Here is a 20616-nt window from a genome sequence, read left to right as displayed (position 1 = left end):
GGCGTCGTGATGCCGGGAGATGCCGATGTCGATCGTTCAGCCGCGCCGGCCGAACGAGCAGCCGGGTGGGGGCGAGGAGCCCCCGCAGGCGCCTGTCGAGATCGAGCTGAAGCTCAGCGCGACGCCTGAGGATCTCGCCCGGCTGCGCGGCGCCGATCTGCTGGGCCGGATCTCGACCGGCCCGGCCACCACCCGGTCGCTGACCTCGTTCTACTACGACACCCCGGACTGCGCCCTGCAGCGCCGCGGCGCCACGCTGCGCGTCCGCCGCATCGGCCAGCGCTTCGTTCAGACCCTGAAGACCGAACGCCGCGGCGACGGCCTGGCCCGCGGCGAGTGGGAGGTGGCGCTGCCGGCGATGAGCCCGGCGATCGACGCCTTCGACGACCCCGAGGCGCGGGCGCTCCTGGACGGCATCCCGGCCGAGGCGCTGTCCCACCTCTTCACCTCCCGCATCCAGCGCGAGACCCGGATCCTGGCGGTGCCGGACGCCGTGGTCGAATGCGCCTTCGATATCGGCACCATCGAGACCCGTGAGGCCAGCGACCCGGTGGCGGAGATCGAGCTGGAGCTGAAGGAGGGCCGGACCGCTGCACTGTACCGCCTGGGCCTGAGCCTGCTGGACGAGATCCCGCTCAGGGTCAGCGAGGTCACCAAGGCCGAGCGCGGCTACCGCATGGTGGCCCGGCGGCCGCCGGGCGTGGTCTACGACCCGAAGACACCGCTGGTCTCCGGCATGACGGTGGACGAGGCCATCGCCACCATCCTGGCCCGCTGCCTGCGCCACTGGACCGCCAACGAGGCGGCGGCGGAGGATGGCGGCGACCCCGGCGGCGTGCACCAGATGCGGGTGGCGCTGCGCCGCCTGCGCTCCGCCCTGGCCCTGTTCAAGAAGACCGTGCCGTCGCCGACGCTCGACTGGCTGCGCGACGAGAGCAAATGGCTGGCCGGCGCGCTGGGGCCGGCGCGCGACTGGGACGTCTTCCTCGGCGCCACCGTCGAGCCGATCGATTCGCTGCGGCCCGACGATCCCGGCATTGCCGTGCTGCGCGCTGCGGCGCAGCGCCAGCGCGAGGCCGGCTATGCCGCGGTGCGCGCGGCGCTGGCCGACCCGCGCTGCGCCCGGCTGCACCTGACCCTCGGCGAGTGGCTGGAGCGGCGGGGCTGGCGCGACCACGCCTCGACCGCGACGCTGACCGCGCTGGTGGAGCCGATCGACGGGCTGGCGGGGCGGATGATCGGCCAAGCCCACCGCAAGGTCGCCCGCCTCGGCCGCCATCTCGGCCAGCTCGAGCCCGCCCAGCGGCACGAGGTGCGGATCGCGCTGAAGCGACTGCGCTACGCCATGGACTTCTTCCGCCCGCTGTTCGCCGAGAAGCGGGCCAAGCCCTTCGCGGCGCAGCTGTCGAAGCTGCAGGACGCGTTCGGCCATCTCAACGACGTCACCACGGCGGAGGCGCTGCTGCTGCGCCTGACCGGCGATTCGACCGACACCGCCCTGCACCGCGCCGCCGGGCTGGTGCTGGGCTGGCACGCCCGTGGCGGCGAGGCCACCGAGCCGGAACTGCTGGCCCAGTGGGACGCCTTCCGCGCCATCAAACCGTTCTGGACCGGCCCCCGGAATTGAAGGAAGCCGCCATGATCTCCGTGCTCGTCGCCAACACCAAGGGCGGCTGCGGCAAGACCACGATCGCGACGACGCTGGCCTCGGCCTTCGCCGGCCAGGGGCATTTCACCGTGCTGGCCGATGTCGACCGCCAGCATTCCAGCCTGGACTGGGCCAAGCGGCGGCCCGACGGCGCCCCGGCCCTGGCCGGGATCGACTGGGCGAAGGAGGAGTTCGCGGTGCCGAAGGACGCCGAGCGCCTGGTGATCGACGCGCCGGCGGCGCTGAAGATGAAGCAGGTCGAGGCGCTGCTGAAGCTGGCCGATGTCATCGTCCTGCCCGTCCTGCCCTCGGCCTTCGACGAGGAGGCGACACGGCGCTTCCTGGCGCGGCTGGAGGAGCTGAAGCCGATCCGCAAGAGTCGCGCGGCGGTCGCCATCGTCGGCAACCGGATGCGGGCGCGGACCCGGGCCGCGGCCCAGCTCGACACCTTCCTGGGCGGGCTGGGGCACAAGGTGGTGTCGCGGATCCGCGACAGCACGGCCTACACCGAGGCGGCGGCCGACGGCCTGAGCGTGTTCGACCTGCGCGGCCGGCGCGCCGAGGACCTGCGGGAGGACTGGGCGCCGCTGCTGCGCCACATCGCCGAGGCCAGCGAAGCCTGACCGCGCCCGGCCGGCATCGCGGGCCGCGGCACGGAGTCAGTGCCGTGCGTGATGGTCGCGCAGCACGTCGGCGATGAAGGTATTGGCGAGGTCGGACGAGGCCTCGGGATGGCGCCTGCGGAATGCGTCGAGGGCGGCGTCGCAGGCCGCCCATTCGTCGGCGCCGGCGGCACGGCGGGTCTCATACGCGCTGATCACGATGTCACTGGTTGAGGGGGTCGCCTGTCGCACGGAACCTCTCCCTGGATGAAATATCTGTGCCTGCCGTGACTAACAATCTGGCGGGCGAAGCTGATAACATTGCACTGCACAAAAAGTTCCTTGTCCAGCCGAATCTGGAGGAACCGCGGCGATCAACACAACGCGGAAATAAGTATAATTTTGTCTAAAGCACTATAGTCCGATCGGACAAGCATACATCTGAAATGCCCAGCATCCGCCGGAGGCAATATCGTGTCGTTGGGCACTTACGGCTTGATGCGCCAGCCGCGGGCGATCAGCACGGCGGAGCAGGCCCACAGCGCCGCGCCGCTGGCGGCCAGCACCGCCAGGCTGCGGCCAACCGGCTCCGCCCCCACGCCGCCGAAGGCGATGCGGGCGGCGTCGATCGCGTAGTAGATCGGGTTCAGCGCCACCAGCCCGGCGAGCGGCCCGGGCAGCAGCGCCACCGGGGCGAAGACGCCGGACAGGAAGGTCACCGGGATCAGCAGGAAGCCGAAGAAGGCGGCCGCCTGGTCCCATTTCTGCGCCCACAGCCCGACCAGCGTGCCGGCGGCGGCCAGCAGGAAGGCGCCGAGCAGCAGCGCCAGGCCGAGCAGAGCCGGGTCGGCGATGCCGGTCCCGGCGAACAGCAGCATCGCGACCAGGCAGGGCAGCCCGGTGACGAGGCCGGCGGCGGTGCCGGCCAGGGCGTAGCCGGCCGCGATCTCCCAGGAGGCCAGTGGCGGCATCAGGATGTCGCCGAGCAGCCGCTCGATCTTGAAGTAGGTCAGGCTGTAGACCGTGGTCTCGGCGGCGCGCAGCACCACGACATAGATCACCAGCCCCGGCGCCAGGAAGTGCGGCAGCCCGCCCGGCCCGGCCCATTCCACCGGGTCCGGGCCGGCCGCCAGCGCGAACACCGCGACATAGATCAGGGTGGAGAAGGTCGGGGCCACCACCGTCTCCAGCCAGTCCTTGAGATAGGCCCGGAACTCGCGCCGGAACAGCGTGGTCAGGCCGAGCCAGTTGACCGGGCCGTAGTGCCGGATCGGACGGGCGGCCCCGGGCGGGAGCGCCACCGTCTCAGGCCTTCAGCTTGTAGCCGGTGGCGAGCATGCGCAGCAGCAGCGCGGCCAGCGCCGCATCGGCCGCGACCATCACCAGGATGCCGGTGCCCAGCGTGCCGTCGCTGGCGCCGATGAAGCCGTAGCGGAACCCGTCGATCATGTAGAAGAACGGGTTGAGATGGGCGACGAAGTGCCAGGATTCCGGCAGCCGGTCGAGCGAGTAGAAGGTGCCGGACAGGAAGGACAGCGGCGTGACCACGAAGTTGGTCACCGCGGCGATGTGGTCGAACTTCTCCGACCAGATGCCGCCGATGGCGCCGAGCAGCGCCAGCAGCATCGACGCCGCGATGGCGTGGAACAGGACGTAGCCGGGGTGGATCGGGTCGATCGGCACGAAGATCCGGATCGCCACCCAGGTCACCGTCCCGACCAGGAGGCCGCGGACGATGCCGCCGAGGACATAGCCGACGGCGAGTTCGGCCGGCGCCAGCGGCGGCATCAGCACGTCGACGATGTTGCCCTGGATCTTGGCGATCATCAGCGAGGAGGAGGTGTTGGCGAAGGCGTTCTGCGCCATCGCCATCATGATCAGCCCGGGCGCCAGGAACTGCAGGAACGGCACCCCCGCCGCCTGCCGCGTCACCCCGCCGAGGGCGAGGGCGAAGATGGCGTAGAACAGCAGCGTGGTGATGACCGGGGCCGCGATCGTCTGGGTCGCGACCTTGAGGAAGCGGTGGACCTCCTTGGAGGTGAGGGTCCACAGGCCGACCCAGTTGACGCGGCCGATGATGCGGGGTTGGGGCATGGGCGTTCTGAAGGCTGGCGGGGGCGCGACCATAGCCCGGCGATGCGAGGGCGGGCAAACGTCCCTTGGCGCAGACGGCGCTTGGCAGGCCCGGCCCGGACGCGGCAGTGTCGCACCATGCCCCGACCGCCCCGCCGACCGCCCGCGCTCGATGCCGCCGCCCTGGAACGGGCGGCGCTCGACTATCTCGGCCGCTACGCCGCCTCGACCGGCCAGCTGCGCCGGGTGCTGCAGCGCCGCATCCGCCGCGCCGCCCAGGCCGGCGCCGAGGTCGACGTCGCCGCGGTGGAGGCGCGGATCACGGCGCTGCTGGAGCGCATGACCGCCGCGCGCCTGCTGGACGACAGCCAGTTCGCCGAGATGCGGATCGCCGGGCTGGCCCGGCGCGGCACCTCGACCCGGGCGATCCGGATGAAGCTGCGCGAGGCCGGGCTCGACGAGACTGTTGCGGATGACGCCCTGTCCCTGTATGGCGGCGCCCCCGGGGCGGATCCGGAGCGGGCGGCGGCGATCCGGCTGGCGCGGCGTCGGCGGCTGGGGCCGTTCCGGGCCGAGGCCGACCGGGCGGCGCACCGGATGCGCGACCTGGCCACCCTGGCCCGCGCCGGCTTCGCGCTGGGGCTGTGCCGGACGGTGGTGGATGCGCCGGACGGCGCCGCGCTGGAGGCGGCGGAGGATTGAGGCCGTTTGAGCCCTCTCGCGGGGTCGATTGACGTTCGGAAACGCGCTTCGGATAGTGCGATCCGAAAATGGACATGGAAGGGGAAGCGGATGCGGCGTCGCACGCATGTCCTGGCGATCGACCAGGGCACGACATCGACCCGGGCGATCGTGTTCGATCCGCAGGGGCGGCCGGTGGCCACCGCGCAGCGCGAGCTGCGCCAGATCTATCCGGCCGATGGCTGGGTCGAGCACGACCCGGAGGGCATCTGGTCGGACACGGTGTCGGCCTGCCGCGACGCCATCGCCCGCGCCCGGCTGACCGCCGACCACATCGCCGCCATCGGCATCACCAACCAGCGCGAGACCACGGTGCTGTGGGACCGCGGCACCGGCCGGGCGCTGCACTACGCCATCGTGTGGCAGGATCGCCGCGCCGCCGCCCTGTGCCGCGAGCTGGTGGCCGCCGGCCATGAGAAGGCGGTGCAGGCCAAGACCGGGTTGGTGATCGACGCCTATTTCTCGGCCACCAAGCTGGCCTGGCTCTTGGACAACGTGCCCGACGCGCGGCGCCGGGCCGAGGCCGGGGAGCTGGCCTTCGGCACCATCGACAGCTTCCTGCTGTGGCGGCTGACCGGCGGGCGGGTGCATGCCACCGACGCCACCAATGCCAGCCGCACCATGCTGTTCAACATCCGCACCCAGGATTGGGACGACGAGCTGTTGTCCCTGTTCCAGGTGCCGCGTGCGGTGCTGCCCGAGGTGCACGACAACGCGCATGAGTTCGGCGTCACCGACAAGATCCTGTTCGGCGCCGCCATCCCGATCACCGGCATGGCCGGCGACCAGCAGGCGGCGACCTTCGGCCAGGCCTGCTTCCAGCCCGGCATGATCAAGTCGACCTACGGCACCGGCTGCTTCGCCCTGCTCAACATCGGCGACAAGCCGCGGACCTCGAAACACCGGCTGCTGACCACCACCGCCTACCGCCTGAACGGCAAGCCGACCTACGCCATCGAGGGCGCGATCTTCAGCGCCGGCGCCACCATCCAATGGCTGCGCGACGGGTTGAAGATCATCAAGACCGCGGCCGAGAGCGAGACCCTGGCCCGGTCGGTCGAGGATTCCGCCGGGGTCTACCTGGTGCCGGCCTTCACCGGCCTGGGCGCGCCGCATTGGGACCCCGAGGCGCGCGGCACCATCCTGGGCCTGACCCGGGATTCGACCTCGGCCCACATCGCCCGCGCGGCGCTGGAGGCCGTGGCCTACCAGACCCGCGACCTGATGGAGGCGATGGCGGCCGATGGCGGCGCCAGGCCCCAAGCCCTCAGGGTCGATGGCGGCATGGTGGCCAATGACTGGCTGTGCCAGATGCTGGCCGACATGCTGGACACCCCGGTCGAGCGGCCGAAGGTGATCGAGACCACGGCGCTGGGCGCCGCCTACCTGGCCGGCCTGACCGCCGGGGTCTACCCCTCGGTCGAAGGGGTGGCCGAGGCCTGGCAGCGCGACCGGCGGTTCGAGCCGGCGATGCCGGCCAGCACCCGCGCCCGGCTGTACGAGGGCTGGCAGAAGGCGGTGCGACGGGCCCGCGGCGTCGCGCGCTGACGCATCCGCGCCGCCGTCCGGCGGCGCGGAAACGAGCATCGATGCGCGGATGCGAAAAGCTGTCGCAAAAGGTTCACGGCGCTGTCATGTTTTGCAAATGCCGCGCCTGTAAGAGCGCCAGGTACCATAGGGGGAGTTTCGCCATGAGATTGCATCTTGCCGCGACCGCATCCGCCGCGATCCTGAGCTTCAGCCTGCCCGCCCTCGCCGCCACCGAGATCCAGTGGTGGCACGCCATGACCGGCGCCAACAACGAGGTGGTCGAGACGCTGGCCAAGGAATTCAACGACAGCCAGTCCGACTACAAGGTGTTGCCGGTGTTCAAGGGCACCTATGCGGAGACGCTGAATGCCGGCATCGCCGCCTTCCGCGCCGGCCAGCCGCCGCACATCCTGCAGGTGTTCGACGCCGGCACCGGCACCATGATGGCCGCGTCCAGCGCCGTGGTCCCGGTGGCCGACGTGCTGAAGACCGACGGCGTCACCTTCGACAAGTCGCAGTATCTCGGCGGCGTGATCAGCTACTACAGCTCGGCCGATGGCGAGTTGCTGTCCTTCCCCTACAACAGCTCGTCGCCGATCCTCTATTACAACAAGGACGCCTTCAAGAAGGCCGGCCTGGATGAGAACGCACCGCCCAAGACCTGGCCGGAGCTGTTCGACGCGGCCAAGAAGATCAAGGCTGCCGGCTGGTCCTGCGGCTTCACCTCGACCTGGCTGACCTGGATCCAGCAGGAGAATTTCGCGGCCTGGAACAACGTGGCCTACGCCACCGACCAGAACGGCCTGGCCGGGCTGGAGCCGAAGCTGCTGATCAACAGCGACCTCGATGTCCGCCACTTCCAGACCATCGCCGACCTGCAGAAATCAGGCGTGTTCTCCTATGGCGGCCGGACCTCGGAGGCCAAGACCAAGTTCACCAGCGGCGAATGCGCCATGCTGACCGAATCCTCGGGCGGGCTGGGCGACGTGATCAAGTCCGGCGTCAATTTCGGCACCAGCACCCTGCCCTATTATCCCGAGGCCGCGGGCGCTCCGCAGAACACCATCCCCGGCGGCGCCAGCCTGTGGGTCCTGGCCGGCCATCCCCAGGCCGAATACAAGGGCGTGGCGAAGTTCTTCGAGTTCCTGTCGCAGACCGACATCCAGGTCCGGCTGCACCAGAAGTCGGGCTACCTGCCGATCACCATGGCCGCCTATGAGGCCACCAAGAAATCCGGCTTCTACGAGCAGAACCCGGGCCGCGAGATCCCGATCCTGCAGATGATGGGCAAGGCGCCGACCGAGAACTCCAAGGGCGTGCGCATCATCAACCTGCCGCAGGTCCGCGACATCATCAACGAGGAGCTGGAGTTGATGCTGAACGGCCAGCAGGACGCCAAGACGGCGCTGGACAAGGCGGTCGAGCGCGGCAACGCGGCGATCAAGGAAGCGGCGTCGCTGTAAGGCACGGAAGGGGCGGACACCCGCCCCTTCCCTTCGTCATCCCCGCGAAGGCGGGGATCTCTCCATGCTCTCGAACCCGATGAGGTTCCCGCTTCCGCGGGAATGACGGCCCAGGGGAAGGCAAGCTCCGCAATGGCACCAGCCCCATGAACCGCCGCGCCATCTTCCCGAACACGGTCCTGCCCTATCTGCTGGTGGCGCCGCAGATCGCGATCACCCTGGTCTTCTTCTTCTGGCCGGCGGGCCAGGCGATCCGCCAGTCGATGCTGCGCGAGGACGCCTTCGGGCTGAAGAGCCGCTTCGTCGGCCTCGACAACTTCGCCCGGGTGCTGGCCGATCCCGCCTATGTGAACTCGCTGCAGGTCACCGCCGTGTTCTCGATCGCGGTGGCGATCTCGGCGCTGGCCGTCGCGCTGCTGCTGGCGGTGATGGCCGACCGGGTGGTGCGCGGCCAGGGGCTGTACCGCACCCTGCTGCTGTCGCCCTACGCCATCGCCCCGGCGATCGCCGGCATGCTGTGGCTGTTCCTGTTCAACCCGTCGATGGGCACGCTGGCGGTGCTGCTGCGCCAGGCCGGGTTCGACTGGAACCCGCTGCTGAACGGCGGCCAGGCCATGACCCTGGTGGTGGCCGCCGCGGCGTGGAAGCAGATCAGCTACAACTTCCTGTTCTTCCTGGCCGGGCTGCAGGCGATCCCGAAGAGCCTGACCGAGGCGGCGGCGATCGACGGCGCCGGGCCGGCCAAGCGGTTCCGCACCATCATCTTCCCGCTGATCTCGCCGGTGTCGTTCTTCCTGCTGGTGGTGAACTCGGTCTACGCCTTCTTCGACACCTTCGGCATCATCCACGCGGTGACCGGCGGCGGCCCCGGCAAGGCGACCGAGATCCTGGTCTACAAGGTCTACAATGACGGCTTCGTCAACCTGAAGATGGGCGCCTCCGCCGCCCAATCCGTGATCCTGATGATCCTGGTGATCGGGCTGACCTTCGTGCAGTTCCGCTATGTCGAGCGCCGGGTGCACTACTCATGATCGAGAACCGCCCGTTTGGCCGGCTGGTCGCGCATTTCATCCTGATCGTCGGGATCGTGCTGGTCGCCTTCCCGATCTACTACACCTTCATCGCCTCGACCTATCCGACCCAGGCGATCCTGTCGCCGCCGCTGCCGCTGCTGCCGGGGGACCAGTTCCTGCAGAACTACAGCGATGCGCTGTTCGGCGGCGCCCGGTCGGTCGGCAGCGTCAGCATGGGTCGGATCCTGCTGAACACCACCGTCGTCGCGCTGGCGATCGCGGTCGGCAAGATCACGATCTCGCTGCTGTCGGCCTACGCCATCGTGTTCTTCCGCTTCCCGCTGCGGATGGTGTTCTTCTGGATGATCTTCGTCACGCTGATGCTGCCGGTCGAGGTGCGCATCGTGCCGACCTACCAGGTCATCGTCGACCTCGGCCTGATCGACACCTATGCCGGGCTGACCGTGCCCCTGATGGCCTCGGCCACCGCCACCTTCCTGTTCCGCCAGTTCTTCCTGACCGTGCCGGACGAGCTGGTCGAGGCGGCGCGGATCGACGGCGCGGGGCCCTTGCGCTTCCTGCGCGACATCCTGCTGCCGCTGTCGAAGACCAACATCGCGGCGCTGTTTGTGATCACCTTCATCTATGGCTGGACCCAGTATCTCTGGCCGCTGCTGATCACCAACGACAACTCGATGAACACGATCATCATCGCCCTGCGCAAGATGATCTCCTTCACCGATGCCGACACCCAGTGGAACCTGGTGATGGCGACCACGATCCTGGCCATCCTGCCGCCTGTGGTGGTGGTGGTGGCGATGCAGCGCTGGTTCGTGAAAGGCCTGATCGAGAGCGAGAAATGAGAGTCCTTCCGACAATGCTACTGGCGCGGCCGCCTGACGGCGGTTTCTCCGCTTCCGGTGCTCACGGACCCAAACGTCCGCTGCGCTCCGGTTCTCGAAACCACCGCCAGTCGACTCACGCCAGCGCATTCTCGAAAGGACTCTGAATGGCCACCGTCGAGATCCGCGGCGTGCGCAAGACCTATCCCGGCGCCGCGCAGGAGACCATCAAGGGCATCGACTGCCGCATCGCCGACGGCGAGTTCCTGGTCATGCTGGGCCCGTCCGGCTGCGGAAAATCGACCCTGCTGCGCATGGTGGCGGGGCTGGAGAGCATCGGCGCCGGCGAGATTTCGATCGGCGAGCGGGTGGTGAACCGGCTGGAGCCGAAGGACCGGAACATCGCCATGGTGTTCCAGAACTACGCCCTGTACCCGCACATGTCGGTGTACGACAACATGGCGTACGGCCTGCGCATACAGGGCCTGTCGAAAGCGGATATCGACACCCGGGTGCGCCAGGCGGCCCAGACGCTGGAGCTGTCGGCCCTGCTGGAGCGTAAGCCGCGGCAACTGTCGGGCGGCCAGCGCCAGCGCGTGGCCATGGGCCGCGCCATCGTGCGCGAGCCGGCGGTGTTCCTGTTCGACGAGCCGCTGTCCAACCTGGACGCCAAGCTGCGCACCCAGATGCGGATCGAGATCAAGCGGCTGCAGTCGCGCCTCGGCGTCACCAGCCTGTACGTCACCCATGACCAGGTCGAGGCGATGACCCTGGCCGACCGCATCATGGTGATGAATGGCGGCGCGGCCGAGCAGATCGCCCCGCCGCTTGAGGTCTATCTGCGGCCGGCTTCGATGTTCGTGGCCGGCTTCATCGGGTCGCCGGCGATGAACTTCCTGGCCGCGACGGTGACCGCGGACGGCACCGGCATCACCCTGCCCGGCGGCCAGCGCGTCGCCACCAAACGCGCCGCGGGGCTGGCCGGCCGCAAGGTGGTCGCCGGCATCCGGCCGGAGCATATGGCGCTGGACGGCCCGACCGACCCGGAGCACCGGCTGAGCATCGAGGTCGAGCTGGTCGAGGCGCTGGGCGCCGACACGGTGGTGCATGGCCGGCTGGGCGACGGGGTGGCGCTGCTGGCGCGGCTGCCCGGCGTGGCGCCGGTGCGCGACGGCGACCGGCTAGCCCTGGGTGTGGCCGAGGATCAGCTGCACCTGTTCGACCCCGACACCGGCCGCGCCCTGGGCTGACCGCATGCGCCGCACCGGTGGCGAGCGCGATTCCGCCGCCGGGATCAGGCGTCCACGGATGGCCTGGACTCCGGCCATGCTCATTGTCCGGGTTTGTCAAGATCACGGATTTTGAGGGATTGCCCGAGGACCTCCCGGTCTCGATCCTGGTCGCATCCCCCATGGCCTGCGCCGGCCGCGGGGCCACCCGCGCGACCGGAGAACGATCATGGCCACCGCCGCTACGACGACCCCGCCCCCACTCGACCTCGCAGCCGTCAAGGTCCGCCAGCAGGGAGCCTGGTCCTCCGGCGACTATGCCGTCGTCGGCACCACCCTGCAGATCGTCGGCGAGGAGCTGTGCGAAGCCCTCGACCTGCGGGCGGGCCAGAGGGTGCTCGATGTCGCCGCCGGCAACGGCAATGCCTCCCTCGCCGCCGCGCGGCGCTGGTGCGATGTCGTCGCCACCGACTACGTCCCGGCGCTGCTGGATCGCGCCAGCGAGCGGGCCGCCGCCGAACGGCTCGTCATCACGGTCCGCGAGGCCGATGCGGAGGCCCTGCCGTTCGCCGACGGCAGCTTTGACGCCGTCGTCTCTACATTCGGGGTCATGTTCACGCCCGACCAGGACCGCGCCGCCGCCGAGCTGGTCCGGGTCTGCCGGCGCGGCGGCAAGATCGGCCTCGCCAACTGGACGCCGGAGGGCTTCATCGGCCAGCTGTTCAAGACCATCGGCCGGCATGTGCCGCCGCCGCCCGACGCCAGGTCGCCGGCGCTGTGGGGCACGCGCGCCCGGGTGGACGAGCTGTTCGGGCCGCACGCGTCGTCGGTCGAGGCGACGTCGCGGCATTTCACCTTCCGGTACCGTTCGCCTCGCCATTGGCTGGAGATCTTCAGGACTTATTACGGGCCGGTGCTCAAGACCTTCGCGGCTCTCGCGCCGTCGGCTCAGGACGGGCTTGAGCGCGACCTGATGGACCTGATCGCCCAGTTCGATCGCTCTGGAGACGGCTCGATGGTCGTGCCCAGCGAGTACCTGGAGATCGTCGTCACCCGGCGCTGATCCTATCGCGTCCGCGCCATCAAAAAGGGGCCGCGCAAGCGGCCCCCTTCAGGATAGATCGGCAAAAATGTGAAGCCTTGAGCCTTACGGCTTCTTGGACTTCGGAGGCGTTGCCGCCGCCGCTGCCTTGTCGGCCGGCGCCGCCGCGGTCTGGGTCTTCGACCCGACCTCGTTGTAGCGCGTGTGCAGCAGGTCGTAGGTCTTGTTCAGGTAGTCGTCGAGCTGCTGCGGGTTGTATTTGACGACTTCGGCGAACTGGTCCTGGCGGGCCAGGCAGTAGGCGGCCTGGGTCATGCGCTGCATGCGCCCGGACTCGTCGTTCGCCATCTTCGTCCGGTAGGTGTCGAACAGGCGCGCGCCGTTGCCCTTGCTGTACTTCCCGAGCAGCTTGCCGAGCTTGTCCTGGGTCTCCAGGATGCGGTCGTCGTTGTTGACCACCCACTGGCTGAAGGTGCGGAAGATGATGGGGTCCTTGAACTCTTCCTTGCAGCTGAGACCGGTGACCATCATCTCGGTCTGCAGCTTGACCAGCAGGTCGTAGCGCACTTCCGTCGGCGACAGCTGGGCCTTCGGCGGCAGGTTCACCGGCTGGTAGTTGCCGACATCAGGAAACAGACCGCCCGTCTGGGGTGGCTTCGGCGCCTCCTGGCAGGCTGCCAGCGCCAAGGCGGCCACCGCGACCGCTATAAAACTCTTCATCATCCTCATCGGTACCCCCGCAGATCCATCGCCCGCACTCTAGCCCAGAAGCTCCGCCGACAGAATCCGAAATGCGCCGACCCGCCGCAACGGCTTATATGGTGCTTCAAGAGAGACCCTTATCTTATTGTGCTGCATCAGTAAAGCGCGATCAGTCTCGGCTCAGTTCCAGTGCCTCGGCGCCGAGATCGGTCAGCTGCCAGGACGGGTCGGCCGCATCGGGATCGAGACAGGCCACCAGTTTCGCCCGGCCGGTCTCGCGCAGCGTCGCCCTCACCCGCCAGACCGGCAGGCCGGCGGCGGCGGAGAGCTGCGCCACGGTGTGCGGCACGGCGAGCAGGCCAAGACTCCGCTTCGCCACCTCCGTCAGGGTGCCGTCGGGGTTGATGCAGGCCATCGTCTATGCCCGGGCGGCCCGGATCAGCCCTTCACATCGGTCTTGCAGTACCACCAGTCGGTGTACTCGTAGCCGGCCTTGGCCCGCGCCTCGGCATCCTCGATGGTGCGCGGTGCCGGCACGATCACCTTGTCGCCGGGGCGCCAGTCGGCCGGGGTGGCGACCTTGTGCTTGTCCGTGGTCTGCAGCGCGTCGATCAGACGCAGGATCTCATCGATGTTCCGGCCGGTGGTCAGCGGATAGTAGATCATCGCCCGCACCACCCCGGTGGGGTCGATCACGAAGACGCAGCGGCTGGTCTCGGTGCCCGACTGCTCCGGCATGATCATGCCGTAGAGCGTCGCCACCTTGCGATCGCCGTCGGCGATCACCGGGAACGGGATCCGGGTGTCGAACAGCTCCTCGATCCGCTTGGTCCAGGCGAGATGCGCGTAGATGCTGTCGATCGACAGGCCCAGCAGCTCGACCCCGCGCTCCTTCAGGGCCGGGGCGATGCGGGCGAAAGCGACGAATTCGGACGTGCAGACCGGGGTGAAGTCGGCGGGGTGGGAGAACAGGACGACCCAGCTGCCGCGGAAATCCTCGAGCGCGATGCGTCCATGGGTGGTCTCGGCCTCGAAGGACGGGGCGGTCTGCCCCAGGCGGGGCAGGCTCGGCAGGGGTGATGGCTCAGCGGTCATGACGGGCCTCGTTGTCGACGGGCGGGTGGCGACGTTTGCCGCAGGATAGTCCAGGCACCGGCGGGGGCCAACCGCTGGCCCGTCGCAGGCCCCCTGGTATAAGGTCGCTGCCGAACCCATTGGCGGGACCTGTCGGAGACCGAAGATGAAACGAGGCGCGCGCATCGCGGCGGCCGCGGCGATGCTTCTCACCCTCTGCGGCCCGGCTGCGGCCGAGATCGACGTGCTGCGCCGTGCGCCCGACCTGATCCAGGCGGTGCAGCGCAACGATATCGACCAGACCCGCACCCTGCTGCTGGGCGGGACCTCGCCCAACACCACCGACGCCCAGGGTCGCACGCCGCTGACCATCGCGGTGGGCAATGACAGCCTGGCCATGGTGCGCGAGTTGCTGCGCTTCGGCGCGGCGCCGGACCAGACCGATTCGCTCGGCAACACGCCGCTGTACTGGGCGTCGGATATCGGCGACGCCGGCATCGTCAAGGCGCTGCTGGACGCCAAGGCCAATCCCAACCGCGCCAACCGCCAGGGCATGACCCCTTTGATGGCCGCCGCCCGCAACGGCAGCCTGCCGGCGGTGGAGGCCTTGCTGGCCGCCAAAGCGAATCCGAATCAGCAAGACTTCACCGGCCGCTCGGCTCTCGGCTGGGCCGACAGCAGCCGGGCCCGCGCCATCGCCGCGCGGCTGCGCAAGGCCGGGGCGACGGACTGAGGCCCATCGGGGACTGCGTCGACAGGGACCAGTCGTCGGGGGAGAGTGAGGATGCGCTGCGCCCGATGCAGCCGGAGACTCTGTCTGCAGGGTTTCGCAGCTGGCGTCGGACAGGGCGCGGTTGCGGTCCGCGCCCTGTCCGGCTAGGAGTCCCGATCGTCGAGGGGCAGCGATGACGACCAGGACCGAGGCGGGGCTGTGGGGCAGCCCCGCCTCACCGATGCCGCCTGGGGGAAGGCAGGCACCGTTTCGGCGAAGACGCCGGGCGGGGCGCGGTTGCGGACCGCACCCCGCCCGGCTGGTAATCCCGATCGTCGAGGGGCAGGAATGACGACCGGGACCGAGGCGGGGCTGTGGGGCAGCCCCGCCTCACCGATGCGCCGCCTTGGGGGAAAGCGCGCACCGTTTCGGCGATAGCGTCGGACGGGGCGCGGTTGCGGTCCGCACCCCGTCCGGTGTGGCGTCCCGATCGTCGAGGGGCAGCGATGACGACCGGGACCGAGGTGGAGCTGTGGGGCAGCGCCACCTCACGGATGCTCCGCCTGGGGGAAGGCGGGCACCGCTTCGGTTGCCGGCTTCTTCTTGGGATCGCGCCAGGCGATCAGCCGGTAGAACAGCGGAATGAAGAAGGTGGCGATCAGCGTGGCGGCGAGCATGCCGCCGATCACACCGGTGCCGATCGAATGGCGGCTGGCCGAGCCGGCGCCGGAGGCGATGGCCAGCGGCAGGCAACCCAGGATGAAGGCCAGCGAGGTCATGACGATCGGCCGGAAGCGCAGCTTGGCGCCTTCCATCGCCGCCTCGGCCGCGCTCATCCCCTCCTGCCGCTTCAGCACCGCGAATTCGACGATCAGGATGGCGTTCTTGGCGGCCAGGCCGATCAGTGTGACCAGGCCGATCTGGAAGTAGACGTCGTTCTCCAGCCCGCGCAGCCACACCGCCAGCAGCGCGCCGAACAGGCCGAAGGGCACCGCCGTCAGCACCGCGATCGGCAGCGTCCAGCGCTCGTACTGCGCGGCCAGGATCAGGAACACCATGACCAGGCCGAACAGCAGCGCCTGGTTGCCGGAGCCGCCGGCCGCCTGTTCCTGGAAGGCCGAGCCGGTCCAGGCCAGCGCGTAGCCCTGGGGCAGCGCCTCCTTGGCCACCGCCTCCATCGCCGCGATCGCCTGGCCCGAGGAATAGCCCGGGGCCGGGTCGCCCATGACCTTGGCGGCCGGGAAGATGTTGAAGCGCTCGACCTGGTCCGGCCCGACGATCCGCCGGGTCTTCACCAGCGCGTCGATCGGGATCATGGCGCCGTCGCCGCCGCGCACGAAGACATAGCGCAGGTCCTCCGGCCGCTGCCGGAAGTCGCCCTCCGAGGCGAGGCTGACCCGGTAGTTGCGGCCGTAGAGCGTGAAGTCGTTGACGTAGAGGCTGCCGAAGGTGGCCTGCATCGCCTCGAAGATCGAGGTGATCGGCACGCCCAGCGCCTTGGCCTTCTCGCGGTCGACGTCGATCTTGTACTGCGGGATGGCGGTGTTGAACATCGAGCGGACGCCGGCCAGCTCCGGCCGCTTGGCCGCCGCGGCGGCCAGCGCCTGGGTGGCCTGGGCCAGCGCCGCGTAGCCGGCACCGGTGCGGTCCTGGACATAGACCTCGAAGCCGCCGGTGGTGCTCATGCCCATGATCGGCGGCGGGTTGAAGGCCAGCACCATCGCGTCCTTGATGCCGGCGTTCAGGCCCATGAACGGGCCGGGCAGGTTGCGCGCGTCCAGCGCCGCATCGGTCCGCTCGGACCAGTCCTTCAGCGGCACGAAGGCGACGCCGGCATAGGTCTTCTGGGCGCCGGACAGCAGGTCGAAGCCGGGCACGGCGATGACCTCGCCGGTCGCCGGATGGGTCAGCAGGTTGTCGGTCGCCGCGGCCAGCGCCGCCTCGGTCCGCTCCAGCGACGCGGCCGGCGGCAGGAAGGCGGCGACGATCAGGTAGCCCTGGTCCTCCTGCGGCACCAGCGACCCCGGGATCTTCTGGAACAGGGCGAAGGCGGCGCCCGCCATGGCGACGAACAGCACGATCGCCACGATTGCGCGCTTCAGGAAGAAGCGGACGCCGGCGGTGTAGGCCGCGGTCAGCCGGTCGAAGGCGCGGTTGAACAGGCGGAACGGCAGGGCCGGCTCGCGGTGGCCGGGCTTCAGGATCAGGGCGCACAGCGCCGGCGTCAGGGTCAGCGCGACGATGCCGGAGATGGTGACCGACACCGCGATGGTGACGGCGAACTGGCGGTACATCTCGCCCACCAGCCCGCCCATGAAGGCGACCGGCACGAACACCGCGCACAGCACCAGAACGATGGCGATGACCGGGCCCGAGACCTCGTCCATCGCCTTCCGCGCCGCCTCGCGCGGGGCCAGCTTCTCGGTCCGCATGATGCGCTCGACATTCTCGAGCACCACGATGGCGTCGTCGACCACGATGCCGATCGCCAGCACCAGGCCGAACAGGGTCAGCAGGTTGATCGAGAAGCCGAGCATGTACATGCCGGCGAAGGTGCCGAGGATCGAGATCGGCACCGCGATCACCGGGATCAGCGTCGCCCGGAGGTTCTGCAGGAAGACGAAGACCACCAGCACGACCAGGATCATCGCCTCGATGAAGGTCTTGATGACCTCGTCGATCGAGACCTGGACGAACTTGGTGGTGTCGTAGGGGATGATGTAGGAGACGCCCTCGGGGAAGCCCTGCTTCAGCTCCTCCATCCGCGCCTTGACCGCCTCGGCGGTGTTCAGCGCGTTGGCCCCCGGCTGCAGGTAGATCGGGATGCCGGCGATCGGCTTGTTGTTGTCGAAGGCGGTGGAGTTATAGGTCTGGGCGCCGAGCTCGACCCGAGCCACGTCCTTCAGCCGCAGCGTCGCCGCGTTGCTGTCGGACCGCAGGATGATGTTCTCGAACGCCGCGGCGTCGGGCAGGCGGCCGTCGGTCGTCGCCGAATAGGTGTAGGCCAGGCCGCCGCTGTTGGGCTCGTCGCCGAAGCGGCCGGCGGCGAACTGGGCGTTCTGCTCCTGGATCGCGGCGGAGACGTCGGTCGGCGTCAGGTTGTACTGCGCCAGCTTGTCCGGCCGCAGCCAGACCCGCATCGAATAGTCCTTGCCGCTGCCGAACAGCGAGGCGTCACCGACGCCGGGCACGCGCTTGAGGTCGTCGATGACGTTCAGCAGCGCGTAGTTGTTCAGGTAGATCGGATCGGCCCGGCCGCTCTTGTCGGTCAGGATGATCGCCATCAGGATCGAGCTGGATTTCTTCGAGACGCTGACGCCGACGCGCTGCACCTCCTGCGGCAGGGTCGGCAGCACCCGCTGCACCCGGTTGTTGACGTTGATCGTCGCCTGGTCGGGATCGGTGCCGATCTTGAAGGTGACGGTCAGCGACATGGTGCCGTCGCCGGTGTTGGTCGACCGCATGTACAGCATGTTGTCGACGCCGTTGATCTGCTGCTCCAGCGGCGCCGCCACGGTCTGCGCCACCGTCTCGGCGCTGGCCCCGGAATAGGAGGTCGTGACCGAGACCTCGGGCGGCACGATCTCGGGATACTGCGCGATCGGCAGCACCCGCATCGCCACCAGCCCGGCCAGGGTGATGACGATCGACAGGACCGCGGCGAAGACCGGCCGGTCGATGAAGAACCGCGAGATCACGGGTCCACCTGCGCGACCTTGGCGAGGGACGGCCGCACCGGGCTGCCCGGGCGCACCTTGATCACGCCTTCCGTGATGATGCGGTCGCCCGGCGTGACGCCGCTGTCGACCAGCCAGCCGCCCTCGACCTCACGCCCCAGGGCGATCGGCCGGATCTCGGCCTTGTCGCCCTCGGCCAGGGCATAGACGAAGGGTCCCTGCGGGCCCTGCATCACCGCCATCGGCGGCACCACGATGCCCTGCTTCAGGGTCAGCCCGCCGACGGTGACGCGGACGAACTGGTTCGGCACCAGCAGGCTGTCCGCGTTCGGCAGGATGGCCCGGGCCCGGATGGTGCCGGTCTGGGTGTCGACGATGCTGTCGGTGAAGTTGATGGTGCCGCCCTGGGCGTAGATCCGCCCGTCGCCGAGCTTGACCGTGACCGGGAAGCGGCGGTCCTTCGGCCCGTCGGCCTTGCCCTCGTCGAGCAGCCGCCGGATCTCGGCATAGTCGGCGTCGCCGAAGGAGAAGCTGACATAGGCCGGATCGAGCTGGGTGATCCGGGTCAGCAGGCCGTTGGCGCTGATCAGGCTGCCTTCCGGCACCTCCTCGATGCTGGTCATGCCGCCGAGCGGTGCCGTCACCGAGGTGTAGTCGAGGTTGAGCTGCGCGGTCTGCAGCTGCGCCACGGCGGCGGCGACCGCCGCCTCGTCGGTCCGCACCTGCGCCATGGTGTCGTCGCGGTCCTTGGCCGACCCGGCGCGGCTGGCGAACAGCTTGGCGGACCGGTCGGCGTTGACCCGGTTGTTGGCCAGCTGCGCCTGCGCCTGCTGCAGCTGCGCCTGGCTGCGCGCCACCTCGGCCTGGTAGGTGGCGGGGTCGATACGGGCCAGCCTCTGCCCCTCGGCCACCCGTTCGCCTTCGGTGTAGTCGCGCTTGAGCAGGATGCCGCCGACCCGGGCGCGCACCTCGATCTCGCGGAAGGCGGAGACGCGTCCGGCATAGGTGTAGGTGATCGGCACCGGCCTGGCCGCCAGCTCCTGCACCGTCACCTCGGGCGGCGGCGGGGCGGGTTGCGTCTGGGCCTGGGCTTCGCCGGTGTTTTCGTTGCAAGATGCGAGCAGGGGAGCTGCCGCGACCGACGCGAGCAGCAGGGCGACACGAAGCAAGGGGGACGTGATCGCGGCGACCGTATCCGTGCGAGCGGTGTTTTTGCACCGCACAACAGCGTCAGAGCGCATGTCGGATCGCGCGACACGATCACATACATACTTGAACGTATGTAAAGAAAAAGCCACGATACCCCCTGCCAAGTCTGATCCGGGCCTCGGATCCGCCACGAAGGCGACGATTCAGAATGCCTGTTCTGGGCCGTTTAGGCAATGGCGACAGCAAAAGGCGCCGCCACGCACGGCCGGATGCCTGCTACCGGGTCAGGCGCGAAAGGCTGTCCGCGAGGCGATCGCGCCCGCTCAGAAGGTGTTCCGAATCGAGGATGGACACGGTCACGACACCCCCTTCTCGCCTGTCGAATTCTTGCACCGCACAAACACCCGGGCCTCGGGAGACATGATGTGCGGATTGATTTATATACATGCCTGAACGTATGTAAAGGGGGGAGAGGAGACGATCATGGCCCGTCGCACCAAGGCTGAAGCGGAAGAGACCCGGCAGAAGATTCTCGACGCTGCGGAACGCCTGTTCTTCATCGACGGCGTGTCGCGCACGTCGCTGGAGCACATCGCCAATTCCGCCGGCGTGACCCGCGGCGCGATCTATTGGCACTTCAAGAACAAGCTCGAGCTGTTCGAAGCGCTTCACGAACGGGTGAAGCTGCCGGCGGAGGAGATCGTCGAGCGGGCGATGGCCGACGGCCACCCCGATCCGCTGGCCCTGGTCGAGCAGGCGATGGTCGAATCCTTCGTCGCGCTGACCGAGGACGAGCAGCGCCAGCGGGTGTTCACCATCCTGACCTGCCGCTGCGAGTATGTCGGCGAGATGCTGGCGGCACTGGCCCGCCAGCGCGAGGCCCACGACCATATGCGCGCCACCATGAGCCGGGCCTTCACCCTGGCGCAGGAGGAGGGCCGGCTGAGCCCGGCCTGGCCGCCGGATGTCGCCGCCAGCACGCTGACCTGCCTGATGGGCGGGCTGATGGCCGACTGGATCCGTTTCGGCCGCCGCTTCGACCTGATCGAGGTCGGCACGCGCAGCGTCGGCGAGCTCTTCCGGGCGTTCCGCCGCGAGGTCGAGCCGGCGCTCTGCTGA

The 20616-nt window shown here is 69.1% G+C and carries 19 protein-coding genes; 11 read left to right on the top strand and 8 right to left on the bottom strand.

The features are described 5' to 3' along the window. The first annotated feature begins 25 nt into the window (after nucleotides 1–25). Nucleotides 26–1627 (top strand): CYTH and CHAD domain-containing protein, encoded by a 1602-nt coding sequence (locus tag AB4112_RS22565; protein ID WP_309798707.1) that lies wholly within the window; start codon nucleotides 26–28, stop codon nucleotides 1625–1627. 11 nt (nucleotides 1628–1638) lie between these two features. Further along, entirely contained in the window at nucleotides 1639–2271 is a 633-nt protein-coding gene (locus tag AB4112_RS22560; RefSeq protein ID WP_309798705.1) for a nucleotide-binding protein, read from the top strand. Between the two features lie 36 nt (nucleotides 2272–2307). Here AB4112_RS22560 and AB4112_RS22555 read toward each other — a convergent pair whose 3' ends face one another. The 3 genes from AB4112_RS22555 to AB4112_RS22545 form a co-directional block, all read right to left on the bottom strand. Further along, complete coding sequence (locus AB4112_RS22555; protein ID WP_309798703.1) at nucleotides 2308–2502, bottom strand: hypothetical protein; 195 nt, start codon at nucleotides 2500–2502, stop codon at nucleotides 2308–2310. Between the two features lie 236 nt (nucleotides 2503–2738). Next, nucleotides 2739–3551, bottom strand: coding sequence for an ABC transporter permease (locus tag AB4112_RS22550; protein ID WP_309798701.1), 813 nt, complete (start codon nucleotides 3549–3551; stop codon nucleotides 2739–2741). Between the two features lie 4 nt (nucleotides 3552–3555). Further along, nucleotides 3556–4344, bottom strand: coding sequence for an ABC transporter permease (locus AB4112_RS22545; protein WP_309798699.1), 789 nt, complete (start codon nucleotides 4342–4344; stop codon nucleotides 3556–3558). A 117-nt stretch (nucleotides 4345–4461) separates the two neighbouring features. On the opposite strand from AB4112_RS22545, the gene AB4112_RS22540 reads away from it, so the two are divergent. The 7 genes from AB4112_RS22540 (at nucleotide 4462) to AB4112_RS22510 (ending at nucleotide 12204) form a co-directional block, all read left to right on the top strand. After that, the gene (locus AB4112_RS22540) at nucleotides 4462–5025 is read left to right on the top strand and encodes a RecX family transcriptional regulator (protein WP_441723170.1); all 564 of its coding nucleotides are present in this window, start codon (nucleotides 4462–4464) and stop codon (nucleotides 5023–5025) included. Nucleotides 5026–5115: 90 nt separating this feature from the next. Continuing rightward, complete coding sequence (gene glpK / locus AB4112_RS22535; RefSeq protein WP_309798696.1) at nucleotides 5116–6612, top strand: glycerol kinase GlpK; 1497 nt, start codon at nucleotides 5116–5118, stop codon at nucleotides 6610–6612. 143 nt (nucleotides 6613–6755) lie between these two features. Then, entirely contained in the window at nucleotides 6756–8057 is a 1302-nt protein-coding gene (ugpB, locus tag AB4112_RS22530; RefSeq protein WP_441723168.1) for a sn-glycerol-3-phosphate ABC transporter substrate-binding protein UgpB, read from the top strand. 146 nt (nucleotides 8058–8203) lie between these two features. Beyond that, nucleotides 8204–9088, top strand: coding sequence for a sn-glycerol-3-phosphate ABC transporter permease UgpA (ugpA, locus tag AB4112_RS22525; RefSeq protein WP_441723166.1), 885 nt, complete (start codon nucleotides 8204–8206; stop codon nucleotides 9086–9088). Next, the gene (gene ugpE / locus AB4112_RS22520; protein ID WP_309798690.1) at nucleotides 9085–9933 is read left to right on the top strand and encodes a sn-glycerol-3-phosphate ABC transporter permease UgpE; all 849 of its coding nucleotides are present in this window, start codon (nucleotides 9085–9087) and stop codon (nucleotides 9931–9933) included. The genes ugpA and ugpE overlap by 4 nt, the downstream gene beginning before the upstream one ends. A gap of 146 nt (nucleotides 9934–10079) precedes the next feature. Beyond that, nucleotides 10080–11162: a sn-glycerol-3-phosphate import ATP-binding protein UgpC gene (locus AB4112_RS22515; protein ID WP_441723164.1), complete on the top strand. Its 1083-nt coding sequence runs from the start codon at nucleotides 10080–10082 to the stop codon at nucleotides 11160–11162. A 208-nt stretch (nucleotides 11163–11370) separates the two neighbouring features. Continuing rightward, nucleotides 11371–12204, top strand: coding sequence for a class I SAM-dependent methyltransferase (locus AB4112_RS22510; RefSeq protein ID WP_441723162.1), 834 nt, complete (start codon nucleotides 11371–11373; stop codon nucleotides 12202–12204). 84 nt (nucleotides 12205–12288) lie between these two features. Here AB4112_RS22510 and AB4112_RS22505 read toward each other — a convergent pair whose 3' ends face one another. The 3 genes from AB4112_RS22505 to AB4112_RS22495 all read right to left on the bottom strand — a co-directional run bounded on the left by AB4112_RS22505 (nucleotide 12289) and on the right by AB4112_RS22495 (nucleotide 13980). Next, nucleotides 12289–12912, bottom strand: coding sequence for a hypothetical protein (locus AB4112_RS22505; RefSeq protein WP_441723160.1), 624 nt, complete (start codon nucleotides 12910–12912; stop codon nucleotides 12289–12291). A 142-nt stretch (nucleotides 12913–13054) separates the two neighbouring features. Then, nucleotides 13055–13300, bottom strand: coding sequence for a hypothetical protein (locus AB4112_RS22500; RefSeq protein WP_309798682.1), 246 nt, complete (start codon nucleotides 13298–13300; stop codon nucleotides 13055–13057). Between the two features lie 23 nt (nucleotides 13301–13323). Next, nucleotides 13324–13980 (bottom strand): peroxiredoxin, encoded by a 657-nt coding sequence (locus AB4112_RS22495; RefSeq protein WP_309798680.1) that lies wholly within the window; start codon nucleotides 13978–13980, stop codon nucleotides 13324–13326. Nucleotides 13981–14125: 145 nt separating this feature from the next. Between AB4112_RS22495 and AB4112_RS22490 the strand changes: the two genes are divergently transcribed. After that, on the top strand, nucleotides 14126–14692 hold the full coding sequence (locus AB4112_RS22490; RefSeq protein ID WP_309798678.1) for an ankyrin repeat domain-containing protein: 567 nt from the start codon (nucleotides 14126–14128) through the stop codon (nucleotides 14690–14692). A gap of 527 nt (nucleotides 14693–15219) precedes the next feature. Here AB4112_RS22490 and AB4112_RS22485 read toward each other — a convergent pair. Both AB4112_RS22485 and AB4112_RS22480 read right to left on the bottom strand, forming a co-directional pair. Further along, the gene (locus AB4112_RS22485; protein ID WP_441723157.1) at nucleotides 15220–18369 is read right to left on the bottom strand and encodes an efflux RND transporter permease subunit; all 3150 of its coding nucleotides are present in this window, start codon (nucleotides 18367–18369) and stop codon (nucleotides 15220–15222) included. Further along, nucleotides 18366–19517, bottom strand: a complete 1152-nt coding sequence (locus tag AB4112_RS22480) for an efflux RND transporter periplasmic adaptor subunit (protein WP_309798674.1) — start codon at nucleotides 19515–19517, stop codon at nucleotides 18366–18368. The genes AB4112_RS22485 and AB4112_RS22480 overlap by 4 nt, the downstream gene beginning before the upstream one ends. 463 nt (nucleotides 19518–19980) lie before the next feature. On the opposite strand from AB4112_RS22480, the gene AB4112_RS22475 reads away from it, so the two are divergent. Next, nucleotides 19981–20616 carry a TetR family transcriptional regulator gene (locus AB4112_RS22475; protein ID WP_309798673.1) on the top strand — a complete coding sequence of 212 codons (636 nt, stop codon included), beginning with the start codon at nucleotides 19981–19983 and terminating at the stop codon, nucleotides 20614–20616.

This window comes from Inquilinus sp. 2KB_23 (assembly GCF_052115705.1).
GTDB lineage: Bacteria > Pseudomonadota > Alphaproteobacteria > DSM-16000 > Inquilinaceae > Inquilinus > Inquilinus ginsengisoli_A.
The sequence above is the reverse complement of the archived record's forward strand: the minus strand, read 5'-3'. Positions and strand labels throughout refer to the sequence as shown.

Coding starts and splice junctions, on each gene's coding strand:
- AB4112_RS22565 (WP_309798707.1), top strand. CDS start 26: ATGTCGATCGTTCAGCCGCGCCGGCCGAACGAGCAGCCGGGTGGGGGC.
- AB4112_RS22560 (WP_309798705.1), top strand. CDS start 1,639: ATGATCTCCGTGCTCGTCGCCAACACCAAGGGCGGCTGCGGCAAGACC.
- AB4112_RS22545 (WP_309798699.1), bottom strand. CDS start 4,344: ATGCCCCAACCCCGCATCATCGGCCGCGTCAACTGGGTCGGCCTGTGG.
- AB4112_RS22540 (WP_441723170.1), top strand. CDS start 4,462: ATGCCCCGACCGCCCCGCCGACCGCCCGCGCTCGATGCCGCCGCCCTG.
- glpK (WP_309798696.1), top strand. CDS start 5,116: ATGCGGCGTCGCACGCATGTCCTGGCGATCGACCAGGGCACGACATCG.
- ugpB (WP_441723168.1), top strand. CDS start 6,756: ATGAGATTGCATCTTGCCGCGACCGCATCCGCCGCGATCCTGAGCTTC.
- ugpA (WP_441723166.1), top strand. CDS start 8,204: ATGAACCGCCGCGCCATCTTCCCGAACACGGTCCTGCCCTATCTGCTG.
- ugpE (WP_309798690.1), top strand. CDS start 9,085: ATGATCGAGAACCGCCCGTTTGGCCGGCTGGTCGCGCATTTCATCCTG.
- AB4112_RS22515 (WP_441723164.1), top strand. CDS start 10,080: ATGGCCACCGTCGAGATCCGCGGCGTGCGCAAGACCTATCCCGGCGCC.
- AB4112_RS22510 (WP_441723162.1), top strand. CDS start 11,371: ATGGCCACCGCCGCTACGACGACCCCGCCCCCACTCGACCTCGCAGCC.
- AB4112_RS22505 (WP_441723160.1), bottom strand. CDS start 12,912: ATGAGGATGATGAAGAGTTTTATAGCGGTCGCGGTGGCCGCCTTGGCG.
- AB4112_RS22500 (WP_309798682.1), bottom strand. CDS start 13,300: ATGGCCTGCATCAACCCCGACGGCACCCTGACGGAGGTGGCGAAGCGG.
- AB4112_RS22495 (WP_309798680.1), bottom strand. CDS start 13,980: ATGACCGCTGAGCCATCACCCCTGCCGAGCCTGCCCCGCCTGGGGCAG.
- AB4112_RS22490 (WP_309798678.1), top strand. CDS start 14,126: ATGAAACGAGGCGCGCGCATCGCGGCGGCCGCGGCGATGCTTCTCACC.
- AB4112_RS22475 (WP_309798673.1), top strand. CDS start 19,981: ATGGCCCGTCGCACCAAGGCTGAAGCGGAAGAGACCCGGCAGAAGATT.